This is a genomic window from Bradyrhizobium sp. AUGA SZCCT0160, from assembly GCF_018130105.1.
In the GTDB taxonomy this organism is placed as follows: domain Bacteria; phylum Pseudomonadota; class Alphaproteobacteria; order Rhizobiales; family Xanthobacteraceae; genus Bradyrhizobium.
Genome location: NZ_JAFCMD010000025.1, coordinates 107843 through 127343 on the forward strand (window position 1 = coordinate 107843; position 19501 = coordinate 127343).

General features: G+C 62.3%; 19 protein-coding genes, 1 tRNA gene and 1 pseudogene. 9 read left to right on the plus strand and 12 right to left on the minus strand.

All coding sequences use genetic code 11. The annotated features are described in order from the left end of the window. Nucleotides 1–951 carry a catechol 2,3-dioxygenase gene (locus JQ558_RS31085; RefSeq protein WP_212296180.1) on the plus strand — a complete coding sequence of 317 codons (951 nt, stop codon included), beginning with the start codon at nt 1–3 and terminating at the stop codon, nt 949–951. An 85-nt stretch (nt 952–1036) separates the two neighbouring features. Here the strand turns inward: JQ558_RS31085 and JQ558_RS31090 are convergent, their stop codons facing one another. After that, complete coding sequence (locus JQ558_RS31090) at nt 1037–1405, minus strand: hypothetical protein (protein ID WP_212296181.1); 369 nt, start codon at nt 1403–1405, stop codon at nt 1037–1039. A 205-nt stretch (nt 1406–1610) separates the two neighbouring features. Here JQ558_RS31090 and JQ558_RS31095 point away from each other — a divergent pair, with 205 nt between their 5' ends. Further along, nucleotides 1611–2831, plus strand: coding sequence for a tyrosinase family protein (locus JQ558_RS31095; protein WP_212296182.1), 1221 nt, complete (start codon nt 1611–1613; stop codon nt 2829–2831). Here JQ558_RS31095 and JQ558_RS31100 read toward each other — a convergent pair. Then, the gene (locus JQ558_RS31100; RefSeq protein ID WP_212296183.1) at nt 2828–3091 is read right to left on the minus strand and encodes a hypothetical protein; all 264 of its coding nucleotides are present in this window, start codon (nt 3089–3091) and stop codon (nt 2828–2830) included. The genes JQ558_RS31095 and JQ558_RS31100 overlap by 4 nt on opposite strands. Nucleotides 3092–3104: 13 nt before the next feature. On the opposite strand from JQ558_RS31100, the gene JQ558_RS31105 reads away from it, so the two are divergent. Continuing rightward, complete coding sequence (locus JQ558_RS31105; RefSeq protein ID WP_212207393.1) at nt 3105–3812, plus strand: HEAT repeat domain-containing protein; 708 nt, start codon at nt 3105–3107, stop codon at nt 3810–3812. A 12-nt stretch (nt 3813–3824) separates the two neighbouring features. After that, nucleotides 3825–5057, plus strand: coding sequence for an SCO family protein (locus JQ558_RS31110; RefSeq protein ID WP_212296184.1), 1233 nt, complete (start codon nt 3825–3827; stop codon nt 5055–5057). An 89-nt stretch (nt 5058–5146) separates the two neighbouring features. Here the strand turns inward: JQ558_RS31110 and JQ558_RS31115 are convergent. Next, a tRNA-Gln gene (locus tag JQ558_RS31115) sits at nt 5147–5220 on the minus strand. Nucleotides 5221–5422: 202 nt separating this feature from the next. Here JQ558_RS31115 and JQ558_RS31120 point away from each other — a divergent pair. Further along, nucleotides 5423–6166, plus strand: a complete 744-nt coding sequence (locus tag JQ558_RS31120) for a spermidine synthase (RefSeq protein ID WP_212276230.1) — start codon at nt 5423–5425, stop codon at nt 6164–6166. 17 nt (nt 6167–6183) lie between these two features. On the opposite strand, the gene JQ558_RS31125 is transcribed toward JQ558_RS31120, so the two are convergent. From JQ558_RS31125 to JQ558_RS31135, 3 genes are all read right to left on the minus strand, one after another. Next, nucleotides 6184–6762: an invasion associated locus B family protein gene (locus JQ558_RS31125; protein ID WP_312015052.1), complete on the minus strand. Its 579-nt coding sequence runs from the start codon at nt 6760–6762 to the stop codon at nt 6184–6186. A 121-nt stretch (nt 6763–6883) separates the two neighbouring features. Then, a complete protein-coding gene (locus JQ558_RS31130; protein WP_212296185.1) occupies nt 6884–10030 on the minus strand; it encodes a multidrug efflux RND transporter permease subunit in 3147 nt (1048 codons plus the stop codon). Then, nucleotides 10027–11196: an efflux RND transporter periplasmic adaptor subunit gene (locus JQ558_RS31135; RefSeq protein ID WP_212296186.1), complete on the minus strand. Its 1170-nt coding sequence runs from the start codon at nt 11194–11196 to the stop codon at nt 10027–10029. Before JQ558_RS31135 ends, JQ558_RS31130 begins: the two co-directional genes overlap by 4 nt. Before the next feature lie 549 nt (nt 11197–11745). On the opposite strand from JQ558_RS31135, the pseudogene JQ558_RS31140 reads away from it, so the two are divergent. The 4 genes and pseudogenes from JQ558_RS31140 to JQ558_RS31160 all read left to right on the plus strand — a co-directional run. Next, nucleotides 11746–11967: pseudogene (locus JQ558_RS31140) on the plus strand (PKHD-type hydroxylase); the annotation flags it as partial. Then, on the plus strand, nt 11964–12899 hold the full coding sequence (gene exbB, locus JQ558_RS31150; RefSeq protein ID WP_212276233.1) for a tonB-system energizer ExbB: 936 nt from the start codon (nt 11964–11966) through the stop codon (nt 12897–12899). The pseudogene JQ558_RS31140 and the gene exbB, both read left to right, overlap by 4 nt. A 3-nt stretch (nt 12900–12902) precedes the next feature. Continuing rightward, complete coding sequence (exbD, locus tag JQ558_RS31155; protein ID WP_212296187.1) at nt 12903–13370, plus strand: TonB system transport protein ExbD; 468 nt, start codon at nt 12903–12905, stop codon at nt 13368–13370. Between the two features lie 13 nt (nt 13371–13383). Further along, nucleotides 13384–14178 (plus strand): energy transducer TonB, encoded by a 795-nt coding sequence (locus tag JQ558_RS31160; protein WP_212207406.1) that lies wholly within the window; start codon nt 13384–13386, stop codon nt 14176–14178. 22 nt (nt 14179–14200) lie between these two features. On the opposite strand, the gene JQ558_RS31165 is transcribed toward JQ558_RS31160, so the two are convergent. The 6 genes from JQ558_RS31165 to JQ558_RS31190 all read right to left on the minus strand — a co-directional run bounded on the left by JQ558_RS31165 (nt 14201) and on the right by JQ558_RS31190 (nt 19342). Next, complete coding sequence (locus tag JQ558_RS31165) at nt 14201–15406, minus strand: serine hydrolase (RefSeq protein WP_212296188.1); 1206 nt, start codon at nt 15404–15406, stop codon at nt 14201–14203. A gap of 291 nt (nt 15407–15697) precedes the next feature. Further along, nucleotides 15698–16180, minus strand: a complete 483-nt coding sequence (locus JQ558_RS31170) for a hypothetical protein (protein WP_212296189.1) — start codon at nt 16178–16180, stop codon at nt 15698–15700. Nucleotides 16181–16512: 332 nt separating this feature from the next. Then, nucleotides 16513–17274, minus strand: a complete 762-nt coding sequence (locus JQ558_RS31175; protein ID WP_212276237.1) for a hypothetical protein — start codon at nt 17272–17274, stop codon at nt 16513–16515. 1 nt (nt 17275) lies between these two features. After that, nucleotides 17276–18133, minus strand: a complete 858-nt coding sequence (locus tag JQ558_RS31180; RefSeq protein ID WP_212276238.1) for a tetratricopeptide repeat protein — start codon at nt 18131–18133, stop codon at nt 17276–17278. A gap of 541 nt (nt 18134–18674) precedes the next feature. Beyond that, a complete protein-coding gene (locus tag JQ558_RS31185) occupies nt 18675–18983 on the minus strand; it encodes a hypothetical protein (protein ID WP_212296190.1) in 309 nt (102 codons plus the stop codon). 20 nt (nt 18984–19003) lie between these two features. Beyond that, nucleotides 19004–19342 carry a hypothetical protein gene (locus JQ558_RS31190; RefSeq protein WP_212296191.1) on the minus strand — a complete coding sequence of 113 codons (339 nt, stop codon included), beginning with the start codon at nt 19340–19342 and terminating at the stop codon, nt 19004–19006. Nucleotides 19343–19501 lie beyond the last annotated feature (159 nt).

Sequence of the window (19501 nt, forward strand, 5' to 3'; positions counted from 1 at the left end):
ATGACCCCCGAGCCGATCTTCGATCTCGCCCATCTCGGCCACATGGAAATGCTGACGCCGAAGCCGGAGGAGAGCGAAAAATTCTTTGTCGACGTCATGGGCATGACCGTCAGCGGCCGCAAGGGCGAGTCGGTCTATTTGCGCGGCTGGGACGATTACGAGCGCTATTCGCTGAAACTCACCGCGTCGAAGACCTCCGGCATGGAACACATGGCGCTGCGCGCGCGCAGCCCGCAGGCGCTGGAGCGCCGCGTCGCCGCGCTGAAGGGATCCGGCTTCGACATCGGCTGGGTCGATGGCGACATGGGGCAGGGGCCGGCGTTCCGGTGCCGCGATCCTGACGGCCATATCGTCGAGCTCTATTACGAGACCGAATGGTACCAGGCGCCGCCCGAACTGAAGCCGGCACTGAAGAACCAAGCGCAGCGGTTTCCGGCGCGCGGCGTCAATGTCCGCCGGCTCGACCATCTCAATTGCCTGGCGGTCGACATCAAGGCCAATCGCCTGTTCTTCGAAAACTATCTCGGCTTGCGCACCACCGAGCAGATCGTGCTCAACGACGGCACGGAAGCCGCGATGTGGATGACGATGTGCAACAAGAGCTACGATTTTGCCTACACCCGCGATCACTACGGCAAGATGGGCCGCTTCCATCACGTCACCTATGCGCTGGACAGCCGTGAGGAAATCCTGCGCGCCGCCGACATCTTCCTGGAAAACGGCATCCACATCGAAACCGGTCCGCACAAGCACGCCATCCAGCAGACCTTTTTCCTCTATGTCTACGAGCCCGGCGGCAACCGCGTCGAAGTCGCCAACGCCGGCGCCCGCCTCATCCTGGCGCCCGACTGGAAGCCGATCGTCTGGACCGAGGAAGAGCGCAAAAAGGGCCAGGCCTGGGGGCTGAAGACCATCGAGTCGTTTCATACCCACGGCACGCCGCCGGTGTGAGGGGCACAGGCAAGCTCAGTTGCGCAGGGCGGGTTCTCTTTAACCCGCCGTTCCATGCGAGATGGCGGGTTAAAGAGAATCCGCCCTACAGGCCAGCCGCTCCGGCGTGTTCGATCGCGGATGGTGTCCGGCAGCCGACAATCGCCGGCGCCTCCCTGACCAGGTCGTCATTCCCGAGCGCCGTGACCATGAACAGGGCAAAGTCCACGCGACGCGTCATGTTGCTCTTGAGGATGGGGTCGCCTACGTGGCGGCTCCACACGGGCAAGCCCTGGCTCTCGCCTTCCTCAAGGTCGCTGCCGCGCACGACGGTCCACCTTGTGTCACTGGCAAACACCCGCCGGCATGCTTCCACCTGATCGTTGAGGTCCACGACGCGCAAAAGCCGCGCCAGCCCGCCGGCAATCGCGCCTTGGCGCGCCTGTCGCCGCAAGCCGCAGGGTGACGAAGTCAATCGCCGATCGCGCCAATGCCGCTCTTTTCACGCGCACGGAAAGGTTGTATGTTGTTTTCAGCGCAGCCATAGACTTGAAGTCATGTTCGCTGGCGATTGCCAAGGAAAATCAACGCCGGGCGACTAGCCCAGGCCGATCAGGATCACTCCGATCAGGCCCCAGCAGGCCAGCCGCAGGAAAGTCGCGAGCCCGGGAGGCACGGCAATGGATGTCGAACTGCAGATCAACAATGGCGCAACTGCTGCCACGCGATTCGTCTCATGGGCGCCTTCGCCCTGCCGCATCCGGGTGACCAATCCGTCCGGCGCCACGTCGCCGACCGTCAACGTCACCATCGCCGGGGTATCGTCGGCCAGCGGCGGTGTCGTGGTGTTCCGCGCAGGTGCCACGGGATCGTTTGCAAACAGCCTTACGCTTCCGGTTCCGACCAACGGCACCACCGTTCCGTTCTTTGTCGCCGGCCGGTTCGGCCGGCCCAGCGTCAACAATGGCGACGTGAAAATCGAGGCGCGCGTTGGCGCCACGCTGGTGGGATCGGTCTCGCTGATGGTGCGCATTCGAAAGAACGCCAACGCGCTGACCGCGGGCGAGCGTGATCGCTTCGTGTCGGCATTCGCGCAACTCAACAATCAGGGTCTGGGACGCTTTGCGGATTTCCGCAACATGCACACCAATGTGAGTTCGCCGCAGGCCCACGGCGCGCCGGGGTTTCTGCCGTGGCATCGCGCCTACCTTCTGGATCTGGAACGGGAGCTTCAGGCGATCGATCCAAGTGTAGCGTTACCGTACTGGCGCTTCGATCAGGCTGCGCCACGGATATTCAATCGCGATTTCCTCGGCGTCTCCAATGCCCTTGGCAGCGTCCAGTTCAACGCCACCAATCCCCTGCAGTTCTGGAAGACCGATGGGGTGCAGGGGATCAACCGCCGGCCGTTCTTCCTCACGACCTCGGCGCCGCCTGGCGTTCGCACCGAGCCCCAGACATTGGCCCTTGGCACGCAATACGCGGCGTTTCAAACCATGGAAGGTAACCCGCACGGGTCGGCCCATACCAGCTTCGGCGGTTCGATCGCCAGCATCGGCACGGCTGCGAAAGATCCGCTCTTCTTTCTGCTTCATTGCAACGTCGACCGCCTGTGGGCAAAGTGGCAGCGCCAGAACGGGCGCTTCAATCCGGCGCTCGCGGCATCGTTCGCCAATAACGGCGGTAACCCGATCGGCCACAATCTGCCTGATACGATGTGGCCGTGGAACGGGATTACCGGAGGTCAGCGTCCGCCGACGGCGCCGGGCGGATCGATGGCTCCGTCACCCTGCGTCAGCGCGCCGGGCCTGCAACCGCGCGTGCAGAGCAGTCTGGATTACCAGGGCGCGGTCAACGCCACGTCCCGCATGGGATTCGATTACGACGATGTGCAGTTCTAACGCGCCTCGCGCGAGGAGATAGCAGCCATGGCCCCCACACGCAAAGCTGCAAAGCGGTCGAAGCCGGCAAGAAAAAAATCACCAAAGAAATCACCAAAGAAATCGGCAAGAAAACGATCAAGCAAAAGGTCGGTGAAGGCGGAGTCGCCAAAGGTCGCCGCCCGGCGCGCGGCGTCGATCGCGACGAGTCCGAAGGGCACGGTCAAGGCGCGGGTTGCGGCCGCCGCGCTGGCGCCCCTTGCGGTGTGCGAAAGCGACAAGGATCTTCAGGCGATGTTGAAGACCCTGCGCAACCAGGATGAGCCCGTCAAAGTGCGGCTTGCAGCGCTGCAAGCGATGCAGGCGGCAAGTTTCAGTGTCGTGGCGTTCGAGTCGAGCCGCGGAGATTACATCGCCACGCTGCGGGCGATCGCGGATGACCCGGATCCGGAACTGCGTCAGCGCGTGCTCGGTATCCTGGCGCGCGAGAAGGACGGCTATGCGCAGAAAAAACTTCTTGAGGGGCTGAAGGATCCCAAGAAGGCGCTGGTCCCGCCGGAAAAGGCGTTGCAGCTTCTCAGCTATGATGTGCATGCGGACGCCTACTCGGCAGCGCGCGACATCGTCAAGAAGCCGCCGGATGAGATGGCGCGGCGCGAGGCCTTGCGGCTGCTTGCGGCGGACGCCACCGCCGCGCCGATGTTCGAGAAGCTGCTGCGCGACAAGAAGGAGCTGCGCGAGGTCAGGCAGATTGCGGCCTCCGCGCTGCAGGCGCTCAAGCCTGAAAAAATGCAGCAGCACGCGCGCGAGATCCTCCTCGACAAGTCGGACTACGACGACATCAAGGCAACGAGCCTCACGGCGTTGGCCCAGTTTGGCGATCAGGAGGCCATCGGCAAGGACAAGGCGTTGCTCAAGAGCGTCGATCGGCTCAGCGCCGGCAAGGCGTCCGCGAAATACAAGCAAAGCGCCTCGCGATTTCTCGGTAAATACGGCCAGTGAGGTGAGTGGGCGATGCCACGTGTCAAACCGGCGAGCCAGCTCTCGGAAGCACAGTTTGCAGCATTGGTCGACGGGCTGGCCGTCGATCCGGGTCGTCGCGAGCTGCTGACGGAGCTGTTGCACGAAAATCACCCTGTTTACGCGGAGTGCGGGGCGGCGGCGGTCGTGCGGATGCGCGGCTGGATCCTTCTCGCCCTTGCGCGGGCTGGCGTCCCGGATGGCGCGCTGATCTTTCTGCTCGAAGAGCTGGACGCCGGGGTTGACCCATATCTGGTCGCGGCTGCCGCGCGCGCGCTGCGGTCGTACCCGCGTCCGACCGGCACGCTCGCAGCGTTCGTCATGCGCGCTCTGTCAAACATCCGCTATCGCGACGAGCCCGTGTCCTTTGACGCCTATGGCGAATATGCCATGTCCGCCGCCGGGACGAGCGCGGTTCGCGAACTGCTCGCGACGTTGGCGTGGCTCGGCCCGTTGGCGCGCGGCGTCATTCCCGAGCTGATGTTGCTTCGTGCCCAAGGCGGCGCCGGTTCCAGGAAGCTGCGCATCGACATCGACCGCGCCATCCAGGCGATCTCCGGCGCCGATCAGGCCGCCAGTAGCGGTTCGCACGCATGCTGTGACGCGCCGTCAGACAGTCTGCCAGGCACGGTTTCGTGGACGGCCGGTTCCCGCCGCGATGCCGGGCCGATCGAGAACGTTGTTCTCGAGGATCACGACGGAAATCGGATTACCTTCGAGGAATTCTTCAAGGGAAGGCCGGCCATCGTCGTGTTTTTCTACACGCGCTGCGACAATCCGATGAAGTGCTCGCTGACAGTGGCAAAACTCGCGCGCGTTCAGGGACTGCTTGACGCGCAGGGGCTGGGCGAGCGAATCCAGACCGCTGCCATTACCTATGATCCGGCGTTTGACCTGCCCGAACGTCTTCGCATTTACGCGCAGGACCGGGGGGTGCGGTTGGATGCCCGACACCGGATGCTGCGGGCGCTGGATAACGACGCGCTTCGCCGGCATTTCGAGCTCGGCGTCAACTTTATCGAGTCGCTGGTCAACCGGCATCGCATCGAGGTCTACATTCTGGATTCACAAGCGCGGATCGCGGTCTCCTTCGAGCGGATCCACTGGGATGAACGGGAGGTCGTGACCCACGCAATCGAACTGCTGAAGGAGCGGGAGCCCGGCGCCGGACAAGGCCAGCCGCGCTCGTGCTGCTCGTCCTCGGCAGCTGTTGGACGGGCAGGGTGAGTCTGGGTCCGCGGATGCGATCCCGTTTATCTGGTCTCGGGAGGGCTCGATTCTACGGCGTGAGCGCTGATGGGCCTTTTCGAGAAGTTTGGCTGGGGAACTAGGATTCGAACCTAGACAAACAGAGTCAGAGTCTGTTGTGCTACCGTTACACCATTCCCCAAGAATTGCTCAGCGACATCAATGACTTAGTGAGTCGACCGGCAATTGCTCGCGACCGGATCCTTTAGAATCCGGCGAACTGGCGCCCTTCTACTCGCTACCTTGCGCCCTTGGCAAGCGCGCGGGGAAGGCGTTGTTGCATAGGGTCCGGCAAATCCGCCGGTATTTTGGGACGCGGCCGGGCCGCAGTCAGGCCTTGGCCGATGAGCCTTTCGTTCGAAGAACTGGACTTCCGCCCGACGCCGATGGGCGTGCTCAGCCTGCGGCGCCGCAGGCGGCCGATGTCCGATGTCGATATTTTTGAGATCAAGCTCGGCGACGAGTTTCTGATGTCGAGCCAGTACACGTTGGCCGAGATCGAACTGGCGCGGCTTGGCCTCGCGGCGCATGGTCGCGCGGATCTGGACGTGGTGGTCGGTGGCCTCGGGCTCGGCTACACCGCGCGCGCGGTGCTCGAACAGGCCGGCGTGCGATCGCTGATCGTGGTCGATGCGCTTTCCGAGGTGATCGAATGGCACGAGCAGGGATTGCTTCCGCTCGGCAAGGAGCTCACCGGCGATCCGCGCTGCCGCCTGGCCCATGGCGATTTCTTTGCGATGTCGTCTTCCGCCGAAGGGTTCGATGCGGGTGCACAGGGGCGCCGTTTCGATGCCGTGCTGGTCGATATCGATCACTCGCCGCGCAAGCTGCTGCATCCGCGCCACGCCGCGCTGTACGAGCCGGAAGGGCTGGCGCGGCTCGCCGGCCATCTGCAGCCGGGCGGCGTGTTCGCACTGTGGTCGAACGATCCACCCGACGATGCGTTCGAGCGCGTGCTGGCCGGCGCCTTTGCGACCGCGACGAGCCATGTCGTGACTTTCGACAATTGGCGCGGGGATCACGATGCCAGCAACACCGTCTATGTGGCCGTGAAAGCCGAGGTGCCGCTGCCGGTTGCCGTCGCCTGAGGCCTCGACGCGGGCCGTTACTTGATCTTGTCGTAGGCCGCGGCGAAGTCGGCAAGCGGCATCGGAATGGTGATGCTTTCCTTGGCCATGTTCTGGAACGAGACTTTCAGTTGCTTGCCGGATTTCATCGCCGCCAGCATGTCCGCCGGGATCGGGCTGTTGGCATAGCAGCCGCGTTGCTCGCAGGTCTGGATCTGCAGATCGGAGACCTTGCCGTCATCGACCTGAAGCTTGGCGCCCGCCGGCAGGTTCAATCCGAGCGGCAACTGGATGATGGCGATCGGTTGACGGCTCTCGCCGGCGACGCGGATGTTGAGCAGCACGATCACCTGTCCGGTCTTGGTCAGAACCGCGCTTTGCTCGACGGCGCATTCGAGCGGCGCGTCGCGGCTCGGGCTGGAGCAGCGCGCGACCCAGCCGGGAGGGGCGGGGGTGTTGGCCGGCGCGGCATCGGCCTGCGGGGCCGGCGTCGGCGACGGCGTGGCCTGGGCTGCACGCGGCGCGGCCTTGGCCTTGGGCGCCGGCGGCGTCTGGGCGAAGCCGGGCGAGGCAAACGTAACGGCGACGACGAATGCGAGCGTTGCTGAAATTTTCACTGATACGGCTCCGAAATATGTCGCTCTCGGATGTGCCGTCAGGGGCGCAAAGTCAAGTAACCCGCCGGCCAGATCGCCCGCAGGGTTAAATCACTGGCAATCCATCACGCGCAAAGCCGGTTCACTCGGCGGCCTGCTTCACGGTGCCTTGTTGTTCAAGATCGGCCTCGCGAGCGGGATGCGCCGGTCGCCCCCAGCGCGCAAACGCGTTGGAGAGCCGGTCGAGATAGAGATAGACCACCGGCGTCGTGAACAGCGTCAGCGCCTGGCTGACGATGAGGCCGCCGACCATGGCATAGCCGAGCGGCTGGCGGATTTCCGATCCGGTGCCGGTGCCGAGCATCAAGGGCACGCCGCCGAGCAGGGCCGCCATCGTCGTCATCATGATTGGGCGGAAACGCAGCAGCGCTGCCTTGCGGATCGCGGCCTCGGGCTCCAGCTGCTCGTCGCGCTCGGCCGAGATCGCAAAATCGACCATCATGATGCCGTTCTTCTTCACGATGCCGATCAGCAGAACGATGCCGATCAGTGCGATCAGGCTGAAATCGAATCCGAACAGCATCAGGATCGCCAGCGCACCGACGCCGGCCGACGGCAGCGTCGACAGGATGGTGATCGGGTGGATGTAGCTTTCATAGAGAATGCCGAGGATCAAATAGACGACGACGAGGGCCGCGAGGATCAGCAGCGGCACGGTGCCGAGCGATTGCTGGAAGGCCTGCGCGGTGCCCTGGAAACTCGAGTTGAGCGTCGTCGGCGCGCCGATCTCGACCATCGCCTTCTGGACGGCGTTGGTCGCCTGGCCCAGCGCCGCGCCCTGAGCGAGGTTGAAGCTGATCGTGATCGCCGGGAACTGGCCTTGGTGGCTGATCGACAGCGGCCGCACCGGCACGCTGGTCCATTTCGCAAACGTCGACAGCGGCACCTGGTCGCCGGTGGTCGGGGATTTCACGTAGATCTTGTTCAGGGTGTCGATGCTGCCCTGCAGTTCCGGCAGCACTTCGAGAATCACGTGATAGCTGTTGAGCTGCGTGAAGTATTGCGTCACCTGGCGCTGGCCGAAGGCGTCGTACAGCGTGTCGTCGATCATTTGCGGCTGGATGCCGTAGCGCGAGGCGGTGTCGCGATTGATCTTCAGTTCCACCGTGGTGCCGTTGGTCTGCTGGTCGGTCGCGACGTCGCGCAACTCGGGCAGCGTCTGCATCTTGGCGAGGATCTTCGGCGCCCATTCGTTCAGTTCGGCCAGATTGGCGTCCTGCAGCGTGAATTCGAACTGGGTTCGCGTCGGCCGGCCGCCCAGCCGCACGTCCTGCGCCGCCTGCATATAGAGCCGGGCGCCCTCGACCTTGTCCAGCTTGGGGCGCAGCCGGGCGATGATCTCCTGCGCTGACGCCGTGCGCTCGTTGCGCGGCTTCAGCGTGATGTACATGTTGCCGTTGTTGCCGGCCCTGCCGCTGCCGCCAACGTTCATGGCGATGGTCGCGACGTCAGGATCGGCCATCACGATCTTGCCGAGCTCCTCCTGGTGGCGCTTCATGTCGGCGAACGAAATGTCCTGGCTGGCCTCGGAGGTGGCGGTGATCAGGCCGACGTCCTGTTGCGGGAAGAAGCCTTTCGGGATGATCACGAACAGGTAGACCGATAATCCCAGCGTCGCGAAGAAGATCATCAGCGTCGTGAATTTCCAGCGCAGCGCCAGATCGAGCCCGCGTTCATAGGCGCGAAGCATGGCGTCGAACGCGCTTTCGCTCCATTGGTAGAAGCGCCCATGCCGGGTCTCATGATGCGACCTGAGGAAGCGCGAGGCCATCATCGGCGTCAGCGTCAAGGATACGATCATCGATACGAAGATCGTCATCGCCAGCGTGACCGCGAATTCACGGAACAGCCGGCCGATGATGCCGCCCATCAACAGCAGCGGGATCAGCACCGCGACCAGCGAGATCGAGATCGAAACGATGGTGAAGCCGATTTCGCTGGCGCCCTTGAAGGCGGCGGCCATCGGCTTTTCGCCTTCCTCGATGTAGCGGGTGATGTTCTCCAGCATCACGATGGCGTCGTCGACGACGAAGCCGACGGCGATGGTGAGCGCCATCAGCGACAGATTGTCGAGCGAATAGCCGAACACCCACATCAGCGCGCAGGCGCCGAGCAGGGCCAGCGGCACCGTGACGGTCGGGATCACGGTTGCCCAGAAGTTGCGCAGGAAGATGAAGATCACCATCACGACCAGCGCGATGGTCAAAAGCAGCGTGAATTGCACGTCCTCGACCGCGGCGCGGATGGTCTGGGTGCGGTCGCTGATGATCTCGATCTTGATCGCAGGCGGGATCGCCGCGACCAGCCGCGGCAGCGTCGCCTTGATCTTGTCGACGGTCTCGATGACGTTGGCGCCGGGCTGCTTGAACACGACCAGGAACACGCCACGCTTGCCATTGGCCCAGGCCGCCTGCTTGGCATCTTCCGGACCGGTGACGGCCTGGCCGATATCGCGAACCCGCAGCGGTCCGCCGTTGCGATAGGCGATGATGACGTCGTTCCAGTCCTTGGAATCGAGCAGCTGGTCGTTGGCGTAGATGGTGTAGGCGCGGGTGGCGCCGTCGATATTGCCTTTCGGGCTGTCGACGGTGGTGATCGTGATCTGGCTGCGCACGTCCTCCATCGACAGGCCCTTGGCGACCAGCTTGGCGGGATCGATCTGGATGCGGATCGCGGGCTTTTGTTGCCCGCCGATGATGACCTGCGCAACGCCGGAAATCTGGCTGATCTGCTGCGCAAGCTGGGCGTCGACGCTGTCGCTGACTGATGTCAGCGGCAGCGTGTCCGAGGTCGCCGACAGCAGCAGGATCGGCGAGTCCGCCGGATTGACCTTGCGATAGGTCGGCGGCGAGGGAAGGTTCTTCGGCAGCTGGCCTCCGGCAGCGTTGATCGCCGCCTGCACGTCGTTGGCGGCGCCATCGATCGAGCGGTTGAGGTCGAACTGGATGGTGACCGCGGTCGTGCCGAGATAGCTCGACGAGGTCATCTGCGCGATGCCGGGAATTTGCGCGAGCTGACGCTCCAGCGGCTGCGCCACCGACGAGGCCATGGTCTCCGGGCTGCCGCCCGGCAGGCTGGCGGAGACCTGGATGGTCGGAAAATCGACCTGCGGCAGCGGGGCCACCGGCAACAGCGGATAGGCGACGAGACCGATGAACAGGATGCCGGCCATCATCAGCGAGGTGCCGATGGGGTAGCGAATGAAGGGCGCGGAGATTCCGCCGCTCATTTTTGGCCGACCCTGGCCTGCGCCGGGTCCGAACTTGCGACCACGGTCGAAACCTGCGTGCCCGGCTGCACCTTGTATTGGCCTGCCGTGATCACCTGCTCGCCGGGCGACAATCCCTCATCGATCACGGAGCGCCCGTCGATCGACCGCGTCACCTTGATGTTGCGCAGGGCAGCCTTGCTGTCCTGGCCGACCGTGAAGGCGTAGAGGCCGTCGGCGCCGTGCTGGACCGCATCGTCGGGCGCCACGGTGGCGTCCTTCAGCGTCGCAATCAGAAGCCGGGTCGAAACCGACTGGCCCGGCCACAGCGCATGATCCTTGTTGTCGAACAGGGCCTTGAGCCGGATCGTGCCGCTCGTGGTGTCGACCTGGTTGTTGATCAGCGCCAGCGTTCCCGTCGACAGCACGCGCTTGCCGTCGGTCGACAGCGCAATCGTTTGCGGCGGCGCCACCGCAAGCGCAGCCTTGATGTCGGGCAGTTGATCTTCGGGGGCCGTGAAGATCACGGCGATCGGTTCGATCTGCGCGATGGTCACAATACCGGTCTGGGTCGCGGCGTTGACGATGTTGCCGACGTCGACCTGGCGCAGGCCCGCAACCCCGGAGATCGGCGCCTTGATGGTGGCGTAGTCGAGCTGGGTTTGCGCATTGAAGATGGCCGCAGCGTCGGCCTCGATCTGCGCCGTCAGCTGCGCGACGGTGGAGCGCTGGGTATCGGTTTGCTGCCGGGTTGCGAATTCGCCGAGCTTGGTAAAGCGCTGCAAATCGAGACTGGCGTTGGCGAGATTGGCTTCGTCCTGGGCTTTCTTGGCCTTGGCCTGATCGAGCGTCGCCTGGAACGGCCGCGGATCTATTTCGACCAGCGTATCGCCCTGCTTGACGAACTGACCTTCCTGGAAGGCGATCCGGTTGATCTGGCCATCGACGCGGGTGCGGACCAGGACCGTATTAAAGCCTTGCACCGTGCCAAGGCCGGTCAGATAGACCGGGAAATCGGCCTTCTCGACGACTGCGGTCTTGACGGCGACGCGGGCCGGCACGCGCTGTTCGGAACTAGCAGCATGCGCGGCGTGGTCCTCGCCGTGGAATCTCTGCCAGCCGAAATAGCCGAGCCCGGCCATTGCACCGATCAGCAATAACAGACGGATCGCGCGCGATTTGGACATGCGGGCTTCTTGGGTTCGGGAGGGTATTCAAAAGAGTCCCCAGCGAAGTCCGGTGTAATATGCGCGCCGTTTCGGTGTAAACACACTAAGACTTGAAGAATCCTAAACAATTGGAAAGGTTTGAAGCCGCGCAGCTTGATCAAAAATGTCGCTCTGCAATGCCTGCCGATTGCGCAACTCGCCAGGCGTTTCGCGCCTGCAGCGCCGCGGTGAAGGTATGAAGAGTCTTGGCGGGAAAAACTCCCGATGGGACTCGGGATAATATCCGCGCAGCGCGATCGGCGGCTCGTCGAATTCCCGCAATTGCGATCGCGCTTTTCGAAACGTTTTGAAACATCGCTGGATGTCCATCGCGCGAGCGGGTTGTGATGCGCTCCGACTTCGGCGATGCGATCAAAGTGGTGAATGGTTTCAACATCGCCGCGTTGGGAGCGGGCGGTGTTGTGCCCATTGGCGGCCGATCTTTAGATTTAGAACCCTTCAAATCTAAGTCGCTCAAGCCGGCAGAAGAGGCCTTCGATGGTTCCCTAAAACGAGGCTCCGGGCCGGGATCCCGCTGTTTACGGTGCTTCTAGTTTGCATCTCACACGAGGTATGCGTGTGGTGTCTTTTGTCTGGCTGCAGGGCATGGTACGTGATGCCCACGCCCGCAGCCTGACTTTCGATCAGACGTCGATCCAGGCCTTGGTAATGCGACCGGGGCGATGACCCTGAAACGGTCAAATTGACGGCATCTATCACAACCTAATTCGCTACTGGGCCGAAGCATGAATTTCTTGATTGTTCGAAACACCGTTGCTGCGATCGCCGCATTGGCGATCCTGTCGCCAACTGCGCCTTCGTCGGCCCAGCAGCAGATGGCGCCGGTAGCAACAGCCGCGCAGGCTCCGGCGGTTCAGGCGCCCGCGCCGTCGGCGGCCGCAGCGCCAACTGCCGCGGCCCCGGCTGCAGAAACCACCGCGGCGCCGGCCGAGCGTGACAAGCTGTTGAAGGCTGCCGCTGCGGAGCTCCGAGAATTGTCGCCGTGGTCGATGTTCAAGTCGGCGGACGTGCTGGTCAAGGCCGTCATGATCGGTCTCGCCTTTGCCTCGCTGCTGACCTGGACCATCTTCATCGCCAAGATGATCGAGATGACCGTCATTCAGCGCAAGCTGCGCAATGCGCTCAAGAAGATCAGCGACTCCCGCTCGCTTGCGGAAGCGCAGTTCGCGCTGGGCGCGAAAAGTAACGTGCTGTCGTCGTTGCTCGCGGCCGCGATGCGCGAAGCGCGCTTGTCGGCGGGTATCTCGAGCGACGCCGGCATCAAGGAGCGCGCGGCGTCGAGCTTTGCCGAGATCGTGCGCGCCGAGGCGCGGCGGATCCGGCTCGGCATGGGCCTGCTCGCCACCATCGGTGCAACGTCGCCCTTCGTCGGACTGTTCGGCACGGTTTGGGGCATCATGAACAGCTTCATCGGCATCTCGAAATCGCAGACGACGAATCTGGCCGTGGTGGCGCCCGGTATTGCCGAAGCGCTGCTGGCGACCGCGATCGGTCTCGTCGCCGCGATTCCGGCCGTCATCATCTACAATCACTTTTCGCGCGTGACCAAGGGCTACCTGGAACTGGTCGGCCGTGCGTCGGGCGCCGCAGGACGGCTGCTGTCGCGCGATCTCGATCGGACCCATGTCAGCGGTTCGCATTCCCGTACGGCAGCGGAGTAGGCGATGGGCGCTTCGATCGCAGAGAGCGAGGACGACGACGGCGATTTTGCGGAATCGCACGAAATCAACGTCACGCCGTTCATCGACGTCATGCTCGTCCTCTTGATCATCTTCATGGTGGCGGCGCCGCTGTCGACCGTCGACCTTCCGATCGACCTGCCGACATCGACGGCGACCCCGCAGAAGAAACCGGACAAGCCGACTTACGTAAGTATCAAGCCGGATCTGGCGGTCGCAATCGGCGAGAACCTGGTCAAGCGGGTCGATCTGGTGCGCTCGCTCGACGCGATGCCGGATATGAGCAAGGATAAATATGTGTTCCTGCGCGCCGATCGCGCGGTGCCCTATGGCGAGTTGATGGACGTGCTGGAGATCCTGCGCGCCGGTGGTTATTCGAAGCTCAAGCTGGTGGCGCTCGAAGGCGTTCCGGACGCGTCGGCGGTGCCGGCGCCGGCCGAAACGAAGCCCTGAACGGCTGATTGTGATGACTGACCTCGACGAACAGAACACGTCCCGGCGGCTCTGGATTTTCGCAGGCGTCTGCGCGCTCGCGCTGCACATCGGCGGCGCGGCGCTGGCGATCTCGCATTTGCAGGCCGAAGAAGCCGACGATGCGCTCGGTGCGACCGCGATCGAGATCGGGCTCGAAATGGCCTCGGTCCATCGCGAGGTGACCGATCTGCCGCCGGGGCCGGATACGGATGCGTCGACGGCGTCGCCGCAACTCGCCGAGCAGAAGGCCGAGGTCAAGGAAACCGAGCTGCCGCAGGACAAGCCAACCGAACCCGAAGAAGCGGACCGGGTGGTGACGGAGACCGAGTCGAAAAAGCCGAAGGAAGACGAACCGAAGATCGCGGCGGTGCAGACCGCAGCCTCGACGGAGTCAGTCGCGTCGGAAGCAACCGCCACCCCCAGTTCCGAGGCGATCCCGGAGGGGCCGCGCTCGATCGCACCGGCCATCGGCACCGGCGAGACGGCGCGCCGCGTGCGTGCGACCTGGCAGAAGGAACTGATCTCTCACCTCGACAAGCACAAGAAATATCCAAAGGATCGCTCGCAACAGGCCGCCGAAATCGCTGTTCGTTTCACGCTGGACCGGATGGGGCGCGTGCTTTCGGTCAGCATCGAAAAGGGATCCGGCGACGCGGCGTTCGACGAGGCCGCACTCTCAATGGTGCGGCGCTCCGATCCCGTACCCGCGCCGCCGCCATTGATCGCCGACGAGGGGTTGAGCTTTACCGTGCCGGTGATCTTCCGCGTCAAATCGAAGAAGGGCTGAGCGGGGTAGGGCGCCGCGGGGCCTACGACGCTGCGTCCGTTTGGAGCGCGCGCACCGCAGCTCTGATCATCGCGACGATTTCGAGCTTGGCGTCGCCGTCCTCAGGCTGACGCCACGCGCTCTGGATTGCGACGACCACCTGCTCGGCCGGATTGACGACGATGATCTGGCCATAGCCGCCATTCGCCGAAAAGACACCGTTGCTGACGTCGCCCGGCAAGTGCGGCATCGCCCACCAGTGGTAGCCGTATCCCAACGGCGAACCGGGCATGAGCCGACCGAAGCCGGTGGGGGCGCTGTCGGGCTGTCCGGCGAGATCGCGCCAGCCGGGCGGAAGGACCCACCGCCCATTGAAGGCTTCGCCATCCTCCAGCACCAGCTGGCCGAAGCGGCCGAAGTCGCGCAGGCGTGCGCTGACGCCAAACCCGCCCATCTCCATGCCGCCTTCAGAGTCAAGTTGCCAATACCCGTCGGCCTCCATGCCGGCAGGTCCCCAGATCTTCTCAGCGCAGTAGTCGGCCAGGGGCCGGGCTGTTGCGGCAGCGATCAGCGCGCCAATCAGGTAACTCTCGCCGGTCGAATAGTTGAAGACGACGCCCTGCGCCTGTGCGCGCGGCAGTTTGCACAGGAGGTCGAGGACGGAGCCTGGCCGCCGGCTCACCATGGCCTTGCTCAGGCGATAGACCTCCGAGCGTCCGTCTGCATCGTTGTGCTCGCGCCAGGCCACGCCGGAGCACATCCGCAGGAGATTACGAATCGTGACGCCCTCGTAAGCCGAGCCGCGCAGCCGGGGCAGGTATTGCTCGCAGCGATCGTCAAGGCTGCCGATCGCGCCATCGTGGAGTGCCGCCCCGACGAGCGTCGCGGTGATCGACCTCGCGGTCGACATGCTGGTCCACCGGCTCTCCGGGCCGTTGCCCATGCCGTAACGTTCCAGCGCAATCTCGCCGTGCTTCAGGATCAGCAGCCCGGCCGTGCGGCGGCGGGCCATGTGGTCGCTGAGGCCGAGGCGTACCCCGCCCACCTCAAAGGTCAGGTCCGCGAGCGAACGGGCGTGCGGTGGAAGCGGCCGCACCGCGTCGCCGCGCCGGATGACGCGCACCGGCCAGACCTGGTCCTGGTTGCGGAAGGTCGGCGCCTGGTTTTCGGGTGTCGTGTTCCAGATGTTCGGAGCCGCCCGCTCCGGATCGGCGTCATCAGCGGCATTCGTCGGTGCAGGATCGGCCATGAATACCCCCTCGTTCGTTGAGACGACGCCAGATCGCCCGGGAACGGCGCGTTTGCAAAGCAAATCAAGTTGGTTTGACGTGCTCTGGTCCCGCTGGCATGCTGACGGCCGACGATACGGAGACATAGCCCCGTCAGGGGATGTGCGAATGTCCGCTCAGGGTCAATCGCGTCGGTTTGGCCAGACCATGGCGACTTCCGGTCTACTCCGATGAACGGACATTCTCAGGATAGGCAGGCATGTCTCAAAGGTGCCAAAAGCACTCATGACCTTCAGCTTCGGCAGATCGGCTTAGCTTTGTGAGATTATGGCGCGTTGAGATACCATCAATTGAAAAAGTGCCGAATGAACTGTCGCGCCCGCCAGCACGCCTAGGACGCTAGGAACAACTAAAGTGGCGGTCAAGAAGATCAACGACGCTCCCCAAAGCAAGGTTAGGAGCATGAGGTATTCTCCTCTCGAACGATTTGCTGTTCGTTGTCGTTCGATCGCCTGATAGCTTGGATACCATTGTAAGGACGCAATGAAGGTCAGCAAAAACGTAATCGGATTGGCAATTGCCAGAATTAGACGTAGGTCCGCCTCGTCGAGCGGAGCGATGAATGGATGGTAGCGGCCAAAAGCGACCATGATCGCCGCAACGCTGACGAATACGATTATCAGGTTGAGCACGTATCCACTTAAGACAGCGTTCCACGCCGAGATCACGTCTGTGGCTTTGACGATGCTCGACCCGAACAAAAACCGGTTTAGCACTTGACCCATCATTCGCATAATATTCGCCAACTGAATGCACGACGCACGCTACACGGTCTGGATAACCCTCCGCGAAACTAAACCATTCAACTTTTAGAAAAACCGATAATGAGGGTTTTGCCCAAGCCTCGACGAATGTCTGCTTTGGGTCTCATTTTCGGAAGTCAGCACTCGCATCGGCGATTTCCGATCTTGCCCCAGCAGCGGACTTCACTTGTCAGATCGGCCATTTCTGAAAAGTGCCAACGACGGAAGTGTCCTTTGACAGTCTGGCGTCCAGTTGAAGCCCCTGACCTTGCTGTCCTTCTTCCACAGCGCCTCGTCGTAGTCAGCTTCCGATAGCAGCCACTTCAATTCGTCGTGGTCTTGAAGCCGCGCATGAACACGAGCTTTTCCTCACGAAATCGGAGAATGAGCCAAGCGGTCTCATCGAAACCGTTTGCGAGCTTTCCGGCATGAAAATACAGCATCTGAGCAGCTTCCGACTTCGACGGCGGTCCCAGCGCCGTGACGACCTCCTTACGCGACATACCCAAATGCAGCTTGCCGTCGAAGACGACGGGCGAGAACTTTTCCGGGATGATGGCGCAATCGGTCGAGGTCTCGGTGTCTTTCTCGGTGAGCTCTTCAACGATCTCTGTGACGCGACGGTCCGGGCCGCCCATCTCTCCGTGGGACACGACCCATAATCGATGCTGCGCGCGCCTATAACACAGCCAATAGATGCTACCTCCAGCGTCGCCCTGGTGTTGAATGGTCCCTTCGCCCACGGCTTTGCGGACCGCGCCGAGCCGCGTCTCCTCGAAGCGGCCGGCGAATGCGCCTAGCGAAAAGCGGGTCGCCAATCTCTTCACCACCGTCGGCGGCACGCGCTCGAACGCATGTTCGTCGACTGGCGGCGGCGGTGTCTGCGCGGAGCAGTCGTTCGCGGGGATCGCGAAAAGGAGAAGCAGCAAGAAGAGCGTCTTTCGACCATCAACTCCGAATTGCCTTGCATTGGAGATTGAGCGCTTCTGCAATAGCTCCTTTCCCCTGGCAAGGATGGCGTCAACATCGAGGTCTTTGACGCGGCCAGCCGCTCTGTCCGCCAGTCCTTTATAAATTCGAGCCATGTCAGCGCCGCCCCGTCATCTTGCTCAATTCTTTCGATACGCGCTTCACAGCCGTCGGGCCGTCTGGATCGGACGGAGCGAGTTGAGCGTGCATCTTGAAGTCGGCCAATGCCGCTTGCAGACTGCGCTTCTTCTCCCACGCCATGCCGCGGTTGTAATAGGCTTTGGCAATTTTCGGATCGAGCCGGATCGCCTGGCTAAAATCCGCGATGGCCCGGTCGAGGTCGCCCCTGTTGCCCCAGGCGCTGCCGCGGTTGACGTAGGCGCTCCCATATTTCGGATTGAGCTCGATCGCCTGGTTATAGTCCGCGATGGCCCGGTCGTATTTGCCCCCGGCGCTCCAGGCGCTGCCGCGGCCGTAGTACGCTTCAGCATCTTTCGGATCGATCTGGATCGCCTGGTCGAAGTCCGCGATGGCCCGGTCGAGGTCGCCCTTGGACCCCAAGGCGCTGCCGCGGTTGAGGTAGGCAACCCCGTATTTCGGATTGAGCTTGATCGCCTGGTTATAGTCCGCGATGGCCCGGTCGAAGTCGCCTTTGTGGAACCAAATGTTGCCGCGGTTGCTGTACGCAGCCGGAAACGTCGGATCGATCCGCATCGACTCGTTGTAGTCAGCCACTGCGCGGTTGGGATCGCCCTGTGCCTGGTACGCCCCGCCGCGACGCGTATACAGCCGCGCGAGGTTTCGCCCGGTGTATTGGTGCGAATCGATGGCGCGCGAGCACTCTGTGACCGCAAGATCATCTGACAGTTTTATGCAGAAATCCAACTCGTCTGCGGCTGCCATTCTCGGCAACCCGGCGAGAACCACCACGGCCATGCATGCTAACAACCGGTATGTTGAGAAGTGCATCTGCATCGCACGTGGTCTCCGCACGTTGGTCGGAGCAGTCGGAACAACCGACCGCCATTCTCCGGACGTTCATTTGTCCCTTAGTCGGAGTCCCAGAACAAATGGTTCATCAGCGATGATTGGACGCTCGGTTTCCGCGTCGGGTCAATCGCGGCGGTTTGTCGATTGACCGGCATCTTCCGGTCCACCCCAGTCGGCAGACATCGTGCCAAACTCTGACATGGAGAGGTTCAGGAAACCGAGCTAGGCAAACTAGTGCCAGTCGGTCCGTGACGTGGCCCAAAGCCCGCCCTGGGTCATTTGCGGAGTGGTTACGGTTCACAGCGAGTGCACGGCTGAATATCAATTCCGTCACGGGCAAGTTCCTCTACGACTTTGAATGCCTGACCGCGATCATATGGCCCGAGCCAAATTCCACACTTGCTGGTGTCGAATGGCTGCCAACGACCGTGATCGCACATACGGCATTCAGCGAGATGCGTTCGGGCGCGCCTACGATGCGTATTTTGATAGATATAATATTGGGCCATTCGTTGAGGCGCCCGCTTCACTTGTCGTTCAGATACCGCACAAGTTCTCTTTCAGTGCTTTGCAACTCAAACTTCTCAAGAAGTCTTAGAAAGTAGCTTCTTTCTGAATCAATTTCCCACATCATGCGCTCCACATAACGACGCAAATCTGGATCAGTTATCGTATTGTCGTTGTCAAAGAAGTCGCTTGCTTCCTTAAGAGGGATTTTGTTTTCAAGGGCGGCCCGCATTACCGCAGCGGCGCTTTGACAGAATTCAGCCCAATTAGTAGCGGTCATATGACCCCGACATTGTGTAACACCAACTGCAAGATAGTCCCTTGTCATCTATGTCAAACCCTCTCCCTTTAGGCTCCATCTGGACGGTGTTTTTTAATCCAGTCCGGGTTACCGCGCGGGGGCGTTTGTGAACGAATTGGCGGGTCGGAGTGATCGGACGAGATTAGACGTACCCGAATTTCGTCGCCGACCTTCAACTCGTTAGTGTCATGCCAGTCGACCGAAGTGACGCCTTCAATCCCGCCGACCACGCAGTTAATCCCGGGGATCGCCTCCGCCGACGAAGCTGCGATTGATGAAGCATTCGGTCCTTTGCCTACCCAGTGCAAAATGACGGACACCACGCCCTCAGACACGCCCGCCGTCGTTAGCTTTTCATCATTTCTCCAAACCTCGAAGCAAAGCATTCGCCGCTCTCCGTGTCGCAACAGTAAGTTGTATGTCTGGTTCGTTACCCAACACTAAAGCTAAACCTGCAAATGTCCGCTATGGGTCTTGGCCGTGTAAAAACACCCTTCCAAGGAAGTCGGTGAGAAGCCAGGACCGGTTCGGTCTCACGCCGCGAT